This window comes from Pseudomonas sp. NY15354, from assembly GCF_048068075.1.
GTDB lineage: Bacteria > Pseudomonadota > Gammaproteobacteria > Pseudomonadales > Pseudomonadaceae > Aquipseudomonas > Aquipseudomonas guariconensis_C.
In genome coordinates this window covers 22,218-32,035 of record NZ_JBLUPV010000042.1, presented here as the reverse complement: position 1 = coordinate 32,035, position 9,818 = coordinate 22,218, and the positions used below count along the sequence as shown (strand labels likewise).

Sequence of the window (9,818 nt, the reverse complement as noted above, 5' to 3'; positions counted from 1 at the left end):
TCCGGTGCCCAACTGAGGTAGATCAGCACTTAGATCTGCTGAATTGACAGGGTGCCCCAGCTTCTTTCGCTACTCGACGTACTTACTTGCGTTTTCACACAGCCTGGGTCGAAAGCTGTCAATCGCTTACTGGCGTGTACCACCGGAATGCGAAATCAGCATGTACATGTTTTTGCTTGTGTGGCATGTAGGGTGTATCGAACGTTCCCAAAGCTATCGAAACCCAGTCGGCGAACTTCCCATGCGACTGTGACCAGAACAATGTCGAACCACACTCCATGCAAAACTTGCGCACGACTTGCCCTGAAGAGGCATAGGTTTTGATGCAACTGGAACCCTGCAGTATTCGAAGCGCGCTGCGAGGTACGCTACCGTACGAAGCGAATAATGCTCCGTGCCCTTTGCGACACTGGCTGCAATGACAATGACTTACGGCTTTGGGTGGACCGGTTAGCTCGTACTTAACCCGCGCGCATAAGCAACTCCCCTGGTAGCTCTCAGTCATACGCCCGTCCGTGTACGTGAAAATATGTCAGCTTAATCATCCTCATCCGATCAGTCGACTGACTGCGTCTGGCCGATAGCTGTCCTCCAACGAAGGGCTGCAATCGGTCGGCACCTACCGGTCAAGGACGTGCAGTGCGCTCGTCAAATCGAATGCAACCGACGGGTCAGTGTCAGTGCAACGGTTGGTTAAGTGGGTTTCAATTTCTCATCTGCCAGTTTCCAAGCAGAAATTCCCAGCACAGCAGATATCTATTTCCTACTGCTCAGCCTGACCGGATGCGGTGTGCTGTACCTGTTCAACCACCAGGTGCAGCACCATGCCCCCTTTCCAGCCCTATTGGCCTGCCGCAGCTCTATTCGGCGTCCTGGCCTCCGTCAGCAACGTCCAGGCCGAAACCTGGGCAATCACAGACTCTTCACATCCGCTGAACGTACCACCAGGTGTACGCCTCATCCGGTTGGACGACCAGCAGCGCCTCGAGGAGCATTTGTCTCGGTCACTACCCTTCAACCCACAACAAGCCACCATAGCCGCACAGCAACTGTTGAATAGTCCTGAACCCTGTCTCTATGCCGTAGTGATCGTGGGCTGGCTGAAAGTGCGCGATCGCCTTCCGCTGGACCAATCCGATGTGACCTCGAATCGCCGCCGGCGGGTAGAAGGCCTGGTCATCTTGCTCTTCGTGATTATTGAAATCGCCAAGGCCCCGATCGCCTGGTTGGAGGTCGTATGACGCTCTACACCAATGACTACCTAGAGTATTACCTGACCATCGTGGGCTGGCTGATCAACAACGGGATCTGGGACATGATCTCGGACACGGGTCTCTTCGCCCTGCCCTTCATCATCATCGTGGCACAAGAATGGATCAAGGTCCGCGGTGAAGGCGCTGACGAGGGCAACAAGGGCGTGCTGTCACTGGCCCGTATCGAAACGAAGCTCTACGTTGGCTACGTCGTCGTGTTGATGTGCGCGATTCCACTGGTATCGGTCGGCTTCGATACCCTCGCTTTCGATCAGCAGCGCGCTAAACAGTGCCAGGTAATGACCCCGGCCCCCTCAGAGACGGGCTGGAGCACCACCTTCAGCTCCCTGGCAGGCAAGAGCGCTAGGATCCCTGTCTGGTGCTCTGCTGTGCATACGTCGCCAAGATATCGACTGGGACAACCAGCTAATCCTGGTCCGTGGGGAAACTGAGAAGACCCACCGAGAGTTCCGCATCCCGATTGTTGACGGGCTTGCGCCGCATATCTGGCGGCTGCTGGACGAAGCTGATCGTTTTGGATTCCAGCCTAGGGATCAGTTGTTCAACGTCAACCGATTCTCGAGGCACTACAGGGGGTCTGTCATGACCTCCGATCAAGTCGAGGCGATGTACAAGAAGCTGATCGAGAAGCTCAGCGTGCGTATGACACCGCACCGATTCAGGCACACACTGGCCACCGACCTGATGAAACAGCCGGAAAGGAACATCCACGTCACCAAAAACCTGCTGAACCACTCGAACATCGCCACAACGATGAGTTACATCGAGGCCGATTACGACCACATGAGAGACGTGCTGCATCAGCGCAGTGTCCAACAGGGTGCTTTGCATTTGGTCAGGCGCGCTGACGAAAGTGGGGCGCCGTCCGCAAGGGCCGGTCAAGCGCAGGCACGTGTAGAGTCGGGACGACGTCGAGCTGAGGCGCAGAATCATCATGGTGGTGGAGGACCTGAACCAGGCCTGCGTCTGCTGTCCAACAACGAGATCTGCCCCAGCACACTGCATCCCCCAGAAGAGATGTTCAGTCCTAACCTGCTGTTCAACCTGATATCGAGGAATGCTGGAGCAACACCTTTCATCTGCGCTTCATCTTCTGACACACGCTCGATGTACTCCGCTAGAGCCTCTCCATAGCGCTTTGCCGACGAATGGCAATCAGCCATTACGAGCAACGCTAAGCTGGCGGGGTAGGAAAGTGCTGCCTCAATGAATGGTGCTGGAAATCCGGCGCCATGCCTTTGGCTGCGCGCTTTATAAGCCTCTGCGCATCCAAAACGAAGACGCACTGAAACAGCCCTGAAAGCTGCTAAGTCATTGAGTTTTTTGACCCAGAAACGGAAAAACCCGCCATAAGCGGCGGGCTATTCCATATTGACATCACATCGAAGCGAGCCTAAGGTTCGCTCCAGACGGCTGCAAGACTAGACATGGCTGTGGAGGCCTTCCTTCTCTAGAATCACGTACCGCTGTGAATATGGTGGGTCGTGTAGGATTCGAACCTACGACCAATTGGTTAAAAGCCAACTGCTCTACCAACTGAGCTAACGACCCGTTGGATGGCGCGTATAATACTGATTTCTAACGAGAAATCAACACCCCATCGGTACTTTTTTCAAAAATAACGGGTTGGGTCCGCCACACCGGCTGCCGTGAAGCCATCGGCGCGCAAGCGGCAACTGTCGCATTTGCCACAGGCGCGCCCCTCGTCGTCCGCCTGGTAGCAGGAAACGGTCAAGCTGTAGTCCACGCCACGGGCGATACCGGCCTGGACGATCTGCGCCTTGCTGAGGTTCTGCAAAGGCGCCTGGATACGGAAGCCCTGCCCCTCCACCCCCGCCTTGGTGGCCAGATTGGCCATGCGTTCGAAGGCCTCTACGAACTCGGGACGGCAGTCCGGGTATCCCGAGTAATCCACGGCATTGACACCAATGAAGATGTCACGGGCACCCAGTACCTCAGCCCACCCCAGGGCCAGGGACAGGAACACGGTATTGCGCGCCGGCACGTAGGTGACCGGGATACCTTCGCCAGGCGCCTCCGGCACATCGATACTGGTGTCGGTCAAGGCCGAGCCACCAATACCATCGAGGTTCAGGCCGATCACCTTGTGCTCGACCACGCCCAGATCACGGGCAACACGCGCCGCCGCGTTGAGCTCGGCACGATGACGCTGACCGTAGTCGAAACTCATGGTGTAGCAGCTATAGCCTTCGGCCTTGGCCATGGCGACCACAGTGGCCGAGTCCAGACCACCGGAGAGCAGGATTACTGCGCGTTTATCAGTCATGTTCATACTCCTCGTGTCAGCGTCCCGGTTCGTCATTCCACAGCAGTTTGTGCAACTGCAACTGGAAGCGTACAGGCAGGTTGTCGGCGACGATCCAATCAGCCAGGTCCGTGGCGCTCACCTGATGGTGGCTGGGTGAAAACAGCACTTCACCCGCGCGCTGCGCCAGGTTGTACTGGATCAGTTTGGAGACTGCCCAGTCGTAGTCCTCCCGAGAGCAGATGACGAACTTGACCTGATCGTTACCGGTCAGCAGCTCGATGTTCTCGTAGCGGTTACGGTGCGACTCCTCCGAGCCGGGGGTCTTCAGATCGACCACGCGGCTGACCCGAGGATCGACCTGGGCGATGTCCAGAGCACCACTGGTCTCCAAGGACACTTCGTAGCCGGCATCGCACAGACGCCGGAGCAACGGCAACGCGTTGGGCTGGGCCAAGGGCTCGCCACCGGTCACACAGACATAGCGCGGCCGGAACCCCGCCACTTGCTCAAGAATGTCGTCGAGGGTACGAACGGTGCCGCCGCTGAACGCATAGGCACTGTCACAGTACTGACAGCGCAGAGGGCAGCCTGTGAGGCGCACGAATACGGTGGGTAGCCCAGCCGTTCGTGTTTCACCCTGCAAGGAGTAAAAGACTTCGGTGATGCGTAATGTGTCTTGCATGATCGCCACGGGCGTGACAGCTAAACAGGCTGTCCGCCTCCGTCAGGCACTGTCGCGGACTCGACATAGCGTTATCCGCACCAGCGTGTTTACGAAAAAAGGGCCAAGATTCTAACGAAAAAACCCGCGACAAGCGCGGGTTTCTTTCGAATGGCAACACTCAGAGCTTTTGCAGGTCACGCTGGGCCAGTTGCGCGGCAGAAGTGCCGGGGTACTGGGTAATGACCTGCTGAAGGATGCCCTTGACCTTGTCGGTGTGACCCATGCGGCGCTCGACATCTGCGAGCTTGTACAGCGAGTCAGGTACCTTGCTGTGCTTGGGGTACAGCTGACCGACCTTGGCAAAAGCCTGGCTGGCGCCTTGCAGGTCGCCCTTGGCCAGGTTCACTTCACCCAGCCAGTATTGGGCATTGCCGGCGTACTGGCTGTTGGGGTACTTGCGCAGGAAGGCGCCGAAGGCCTGGCTGGCCTTGTCGAAGTCCTTCTGCTTGATCAGGTCGAAAGCTGCGTCGTAGTAGAGCTTCTCTTTCGCCGGATCACCAGGTTCGCTGCTGACGGCCGGTTGTTGGGCCGCAGCGCCAGCAGCGGCACCGGCGGCGGCATTGGAGGCGCCACCGGTGGAAGAATTCTCGGGGGTCGCGGCAGGTGCGACACCGCTGTTGATGCGACGGTCCAGATCCTGGTAACGCTCCAGGTTCTCCTGCTTCATGCGGGCGACATCGTTCTGCAGCTCTTCGATGATGCCTTGCTGGCGGGAAATCTGATCCTGCATCTGTTGCAGCTGCATGAACAGCTGGCCCTGTGCAGAAGCAGGGGCCGAAGCCCCTGCTCCGGCATAGGCGCCGCTCGTGCCATAACCCGCAGGTGGATAACCACCTGCGTTGTCATCTACTACAGGAATCTCAGCCCATGCCGCGAGCGGCAGGCTGAGTGCGAGGACGGTTACAGCACGACGGCACATACGCATAAGAACTTACTTACGCAGTTCTACGCGACGGTTCTGAGCCCAGGACTGCTCGTCGTTGCCGGTGGCAACTGGACGCTCTTCGCCGTAGGAAACCAGTTCCAGCTGAGCAGGGGAAACGCCCTGCAGAACCAGGTAGCGCTGAACGGCCTTGGCACGACGCTCGCCCAGCGCCATGTTGTACTCGCGAGTACCGCGCTCGTCGGTGTGGCCTTCCAGAACAACACGGTTGCCGTTGGCTTTCAGGTCCTTGGCGTGAACGTCCAGAGCGCGCATGGCTTCTGGCTTCAGGTCCGAGCTGTCGTATTCGAAGTAGAAGGTGGTGATTGCGCGCAGGGCGGCTTCTTCGCTCAGGCTGCCGTCGACAGCGCCAGTGTTGGCACCGTAGCCAGCGTTAGGATCAACAGCGGCGCCTTCGCCAGCGTTGTCACCGCCCTTGGAGGAGCAACCTACAGCTACGGCCATGGCCAGAGCCAGCGCAGCGAATTTACCAAACTTCAGCATTTCCATCGTGAAACTCCTAATGAAACCCCAGTGTGTTAAGCAAAAGTATTACGCCGCATCAGTTCAGGTAAGGGGACCAGGACGGTTCTCTGACTTCGCCTTGAGCGGTAGGAAGCGGGAGCCTCACGCGTCCGTTGAGAGAGACGAGCATCAAGACTCCCCGGCCCTGCTGGCGGGTGGCGTAGATTAGCATGGTGCCGTTAGGCGCGACAGTGGGAGACTCATCAAGACTGGTGTCCGACAGAATCTTTACACTTCCGCGCTGCAGGTCTTGGGCAGCCACTTTGAAGTTGGTGAAGCCCTGTTGGCGATGGATCATCACCAAGGTCTTTTCATCTGCCGACAGTTTCGGGTTGGCATTGTAGTTACCCACGAACGTTACACGCTCGGCGCCACCACCACTGACCGAAGTCTTGTAGACCTGCGGCTTGCCGCCACGGTCGGAGGTGAAGTACAGGGTATTGCCATCCTTGCCCCAGAACGGCTCGGTGTTGATACCAGGGCCCGCAGTCACACGGCTGATCTGGCGCGACCCCATGTTCATCACATAGATGTCCGGGTTGCCGTCCTTGGACAGCACGAAGGCCAGGCGCGAACCGTCCGGCGACCAGGCCGGAGCCCCGTTGAGACCTTCGAAGTTGGTGACCTGCTCACGGCGACCGGTATCGATGTGTTGAACGAAGATACGCGGACGCTTCTGTTCGAACGAGACATAGGCAATACGCTTGCCGTCCGGCGCGAAACGCGGCGACAGAATCGGCTCACGCGATTGCAGCAGGGTAACGGCGCGGGCGCCGTCATAGTCCGAACGCTGCAGGGTGTAACGGGTGTTGTTGGCGGAGAAGCGCTCGGCAGTCACGTACAGCATGCGAGTGGAGAATGCCCCCTTGATGCCGGTGAGCTTCTCGAACGACTGGTCGGCGATGTAGTGCGACATGTCGCGCAACTGGTCGACGCCACCGGCAACGCTACCGGTCAGCACTTGCTGTTCGGTGGCCACGTTGAACAGGGCGTACTGCACCTGCAGACGGCCGCCGGACGGCACGATGCTGCCAACCATCACGTACTGGGCACCCAGCGCTTTCCAGTCGCGGAAGATGACTTCGCTGGCCTGGGTCGGCTGGCTGATCATGTTCTGCCGTGGAATGGGCGAATAGTAGCCGGAGTTGCGCAGGTCATTGCCGATGATCTCGGCCATGTCCTCGGGCAACACGCTACCACCCTGCAGACCGAACGGCACTACCGCGATCGGAGTCGCCCGATCGCTGCCGCTGGTGACCAGGATGTTCTTTTCCTCTGCCACGGCCATACCTGCCACGCAGCAGAGCATGACCAGCAGTCCTCTCAGACGTTTAATCACAACGCTAGATCCTCAGGTGTAAATGTCATCTTGAATGAACGGTACGGATTGAACTCGTTCGGCTTCAAGCCCTGCATTTCGGTCAAACGACCAATGTTCTTCACTGCTGCCACCGCCGAACTGTCGAACGGACCGTCACCACTGGAGCGGGCAACGCTGACGTTGGTGATGGTGCCATCGGGCAGCATGTTGATCTGCAGGACTACCGTCATGCCCCTGCGTGCGGACGGCGGACGCGCCCACCCTTCGGCTGCTCGCAAGCGAATCAGGTCGTCGAAATCGCCGGCCACTTCATCGCCACGTTCATCGGCCAGGGCTTGCTGCCGCTCAGTGGTGTCGGACAACAGCTCGGCCAAGGCCTGGGCTTTCTTGTCTTCTGCCGCCTTGCGGGCCGCTTCCTGCGCCTTTTTCTTCTGGGCCTCCGCCGCCGCCTTCTTCTTGGCGTCTTCGGCTGCCTTCTTCTTCGCGTCCTCGGCCGCCGCTTTCTTTTTGGCGTCCTCGGCTGCTTTCTTCTTGGCCTCTTCGGCGGCTTTCTTCTTAGCCTCCTCGGCGGCCTGCTTCTTGGCTTCTTCCTCGGCTTTCTTCTTGGCCTCTTCCTCAGCCTTCTTCTTGGCGATATCGGCCTGCTGCTTCTCAGCGGCTTTCTTCGCCTCCTCGGCTTTCTTGGCTTCGGCAGCCTTCTTGGCTTCAGCGGCCTTGGCGGCCTCCTCGGCCTTCTTCGCTTCGGCGGCTTCGCGGGCCTCCTCGGCCTTTTGAGCAGCGTCGGCTTTCTTTTGTTCCGCGGCCTTCACAGCTTCCTGCTCGACCTTCTTCTGCTCCAGCTGCTCGACTTCGGTCTGACGCGATGCGGTTTTCTTCGCTTCCCCGGCAATCTTCTGATTGGTCTGGGTGGTCGCCTGACTCTTGGACTTGAGCTGATAGAGCGTAGCCTGGACGATCGGCTTGGACGGCGGCAACTCCGGGGTCATGGCGAAGCTGACGAACAGCATCGCAAACACCAGAACATGCAAGCCGATGGCCCAGACAGTGGGCCAGAAGTAGCTTTCCGAGGCGGATGGCTCTCGCTGTTGCATCAGGGCGCCTCGGTAATCAGGCCAACGTTACCGACACCGGCCTTCTGCAACCCGCCCATGGCACCCATGACCGCGCCGTAGTCGACGGCCTTGTCGCCACGAATGAAGACCTGGGTCTGCTTGCCCTGGTCACGACCGGCGGCGATGATCTTCGTCACCGCGTTGGTCATTTCCGGCAAGGTCATGGCCTTGTCCATCTGTTTGTCGGTATCGACTTCGCTACCGAGGTTCCAGTAGTAGGTCTTGTCGGCCTTGATCGAGATGGTCAGGATCTGAACGTTGTTGTCCTGGGGCAAGGCTTCGCTGGAAACCTTGGGCAGGTCGACCTTCACCCCCTGGTTGAGCATGGGGGCGGTCACCATGAAGATGACCAGCAGCACCAGCATCACGTCGATGTAGGGCACCACGTTCATCTCGGCGACCGGCTTGCGTTTGTGGCGAACTCGGGCCATGGGCTTCTACCTGATTACTCTTCGCTGGTGTGCACTTTGCGGTGCAGGATTGCCTGGAATTCGTCGGCGAACGTGTAGTAACGGCCGATCAGCACTTCGCTGCGGGCGGAGAAACGGTTGTAGGCAATGACCGCCGGGATCGCGGCGAACAGGCCGATCGCGGTAGCGATCAGAGCCTCGGCGATGCCGGGGGCCACAGTGGCCAGGGTCGCCTGCTGGGCCGAGGCCAGGCCGCGGAAGGAGTTCATGATGCCCCAGACGGTACCGAACAGGCCGATGTACGGGCTGGTGGAACCGACGGTGGCAAGGAACGGCAAGCTCTGCTCGAGCTTTTCTTCCTCACGGGAAATAGCCACGCGCATGGCACGCCCTACCCCTTCCATGACGGCATCCGGGTCGACACCCGGCTGCTGGCGCAGACGCGAAAACTCCTTGAAGCCGGCACGGAACACCTGCTCCACGCCCGAATCCGGATCAGGATTGCTGCCTGCCTGACGATACAGCTTGGACAGGTCGATGCCCGACCAGAAGCGCTCCTCGAAGGCATCCAGCGCACGACGACCGGCGCGCAGCATGGTGCTGCGCTGGAAGATCATGATCCATGAAGTGACCGAAGCGGCCACCAGGGTCAGCATGACCAGCTGTACCACCACACTGGCATTGCTGACCAGACTCCACATGGAGGTATGGTCGACGACGTTAGCTTCCACGCTTATTCTCCTGCGTTCGATTGAGTACCCGTGCCGTCCGCCAGGAAGGCGTCGCGCAGTTCTGGGGGAATGGCCCGGGGTTTGAAAGTGTCGGCGCGCACGGCGGCCACCAGGAACTGCCCTTCGCAGAGCAGTGTTTCATCCTTTTCCCGCCAGACCTGCTGCACGAAGCGCAGGCTGGCGCGGTTCAATTCAAGCACTTGCGCGGTCACCCGCAGTTGGTCGTCCAACCGCGCCGGCGCGTGATAACGCGCTTCGCTGGAATGGACCACGAACAACAGGTTCTGGCCGGCAAGCTCGGACTGGGAAAACCCCAGGTGCCGCAGTCGCTCGGTACGCGCCCGCTCCATGAATTTCAGATAGTTGACGTAATACACCACGCCACCGGCATCGGTGTCCTCGTAATAGACGCGACAGCGGTGAGCGAACGGTTCCAGGCCATTTTGCGCGCGCATACTCTAGTGCTTACTCCTCAGCTTGCCAATCCGCCCTGGCAACTGTTTTTACATCGATAATGTCTTATTGCCAGC

General features: G+C 59.0%; 11 protein-coding genes, 1 tRNA gene and 2 pseudogenes. 3 read left to right on the top strand and 11 right to left on the bottom strand.

Annotated elements, in window-relative coordinates; all coding sequences use genetic code 11:
- Positions 1–118: 118 nt before the first annotated feature.
- Positions 119–505 carry a GFA family protein gene (locus ACNFCH_RS24465; protein ID WP_416744228.1) on the bottom strand — a complete coding sequence of 129 codons (387 nt, stop codon included), beginning with the start codon at positions 503–505 and terminating at the stop codon, positions 119–121.
- A 319-nt stretch (positions 506–824) separates the two neighbouring features.
- Between ACNFCH_RS24465 and ACNFCH_RS24460 the strand changes: the two genes are divergently transcribed.
- The 3 genes and pseudogenes from ACNFCH_RS24460 to ACNFCH_RS24450 form a co-directional block, all read left to right on the top strand.
- Positions 825–1,241 (top strand): DUF1525 domain-containing protein, encoded by a 417-nt coding sequence (locus ACNFCH_RS24460; protein ID WP_337158042.1) that lies wholly within the window; start codon positions 825–827, stop codon positions 1,239–1,241.
- Positions 1,238–1,648: pseudogene (locus ACNFCH_RS24455) on the top strand (conjugal transfer protein TraG N-terminal domain-containing protein); the annotation flags it as partial. The gene ACNFCH_RS24460 and the pseudogene ACNFCH_RS24455, both read left to right, overlap by 4 nt.
- A pseudogene (locus ACNFCH_RS24450) lies at positions 1,635–2,408 on the top strand (site-specific integrase); the annotation flags it as partial. The pseudogenes ACNFCH_RS24455 and ACNFCH_RS24450, both read left to right, overlap by 14 nt.
- 341 nt (positions 2,409–2,749) lie before the next feature.
- Here ACNFCH_RS24450 and ACNFCH_RS24445 read toward each other — a convergent pair.
- The 10 genes from ACNFCH_RS24445 to ybgC all read right to left on the bottom strand — a co-directional run bounded on the left by ACNFCH_RS24445 (position 2,750) and on the right by ybgC (position 9,743).
- A tRNA-Lys gene (locus ACNFCH_RS24445) sits at positions 2,750–2,825 on the bottom strand.
- A gap of 61 nt (positions 2,826–2,886) precedes the next feature.
- Positions 2,887–3,561 (bottom strand): 7-cyano-7-deazaguanine synthase QueC, encoded by a 675-nt coding sequence (queC, locus tag ACNFCH_RS24440; RefSeq protein ID WP_230392761.1) that lies wholly within the window; start codon positions 3,559–3,561, stop codon positions 2,887–2,889.
- 16 nt (positions 3,562–3,577) lie between these two features.
- A complete protein-coding gene (queE, locus tag ACNFCH_RS24435; protein WP_196162710.1) occupies positions 3,578–4,225 on the bottom strand; it encodes a 7-carboxy-7-deazaguanine synthase QueE in 648 nt (215 codons plus the stop codon).
- A 160-nt stretch (positions 4,226–4,385) separates the two neighbouring features.
- The gene (gene ybgF / locus ACNFCH_RS24430) at positions 4,386–5,192 is read right to left on the bottom strand and encodes a tol-pal system protein YbgF (protein ID WP_337158047.1); all 807 of its coding nucleotides are present in this window, start codon (positions 5,190–5,192) and stop codon (positions 4,386–4,388) included.
- Between the two features lie 6 nt (positions 5,193–5,198).
- Complete coding sequence (gene pal, locus ACNFCH_RS24425) at positions 5,199–5,699, bottom strand: peptidoglycan-associated lipoprotein Pal (RefSeq protein ID WP_043209505.1); 501 nt, start codon at positions 5,697–5,699, stop codon at positions 5,199–5,201.
- Between the two features lie 52 nt (positions 5,700–5,751).
- Positions 5,752–7,023, bottom strand: coding sequence for a Tol-Pal system beta propeller repeat protein TolB (gene tolB, locus ACNFCH_RS24420; protein WP_337158229.1), 1,272 nt, complete (start codon positions 7,021–7,023; stop codon positions 5,752–5,754).
- Between the two features lie 26 nt (positions 7,024–7,049).
- Complete coding sequence (gene tolA / locus ACNFCH_RS24415) at positions 7,050–8,126, bottom strand: cell envelope integrity protein TolA (protein WP_337158052.1); 1,077 nt, start codon at positions 8,124–8,126, stop codon at positions 7,050–7,052.
- Positions 8,126–8,578: a protein TolR gene (gene tolR / locus ACNFCH_RS24410; protein ID WP_054890995.1), complete on the bottom strand. Its 453-nt coding sequence runs from the start codon at positions 8,576–8,578 to the stop codon at positions 8,126–8,128. Before tolR ends, tolA begins: the two co-directional genes overlap by 1 nt.
- Before the next feature lie 14 nt (positions 8,579–8,592).
- Positions 8,593–9,288: a protein TolQ gene (gene tolQ / locus ACNFCH_RS24405; protein WP_043209509.1), complete on the bottom strand. Its 696-nt coding sequence runs from the start codon at positions 9,286–9,288 to the stop codon at positions 8,593–8,595.
- Between the two features lie 2 nt (positions 9,289–9,290).
- On the bottom strand, positions 9,291–9,743 hold the full coding sequence (gene ybgC, locus ACNFCH_RS24400; protein WP_196162713.1) for a tol-pal system-associated acyl-CoA thioesterase: 453 nt from the start codon (positions 9,741–9,743) through the stop codon (positions 9,291–9,293).
- Positions 9,744–9,818 lie beyond the last annotated feature (75 nt).

Bases quoted from the DNA above. Each gene is read 5' to 3' on its own strand.
- ACNFCH_RS24465 (WP_416744228.1), bottom strand. From the start codon at position 505: ATGACTGAGAGCTACCAGGGGAGTTGCTTATGCGCGCGGGTTAAGTAC.
- ACNFCH_RS24460 (WP_337158042.1), top strand. From the start codon at position 825: ATGCCCCCTTTCCAGCCCTATTGGCCTGCCGCAGCTCTATTCGGCGTC.
- queC (WP_230392761.1), bottom strand. From the start codon at position 3,561: ATGACTGATAAACGCGCAGTAATCCTGCTCTCCGGTGGTCTGGACTCG.
- queE (WP_196162710.1), bottom strand. From the start codon at position 4,225: ATGCAAGACACATTACGCATCACCGAAGTCTTTTACTCCTTGCAGGGT.
- ybgF (WP_337158047.1), bottom strand. From the start codon at position 5,192: ATGCGTATGTGCCGTCGTGCTGTAACCGTCCTCGCACTCAGCCTGCCG.
- pal (WP_043209505.1), bottom strand. From the start codon at position 5,699: ATGGAAATGCTGAAGTTTGGTAAATTCGCTGCGCTGGCTCTGGCCATG.
- tolB (WP_337158229.1), bottom strand. From the start codon at position 7,023: ATGCTCTGCTGCGTGGCAGGTATGGCCGTGGCAGAGGAAAAGAACATC.
- tolA (WP_337158052.1), bottom strand. From the start codon at position 8,126: ATGCAACAGCGAGAGCCATCCGCCTCGGAAAGCTACTTCTGGCCCACT.
- tolR (WP_054890995.1), bottom strand. From the start codon at position 8,578: ATGGCCCGAGTTCGCCACAAACGCAAGCCGGTCGCCGAGATGAACGTG.
- ybgC (WP_196162713.1), bottom strand. From the start codon at position 9,743: ATGCGCGCGCAAAATGGCCTGGAACCGTTCGCTCACCGCTGTCGCGTC.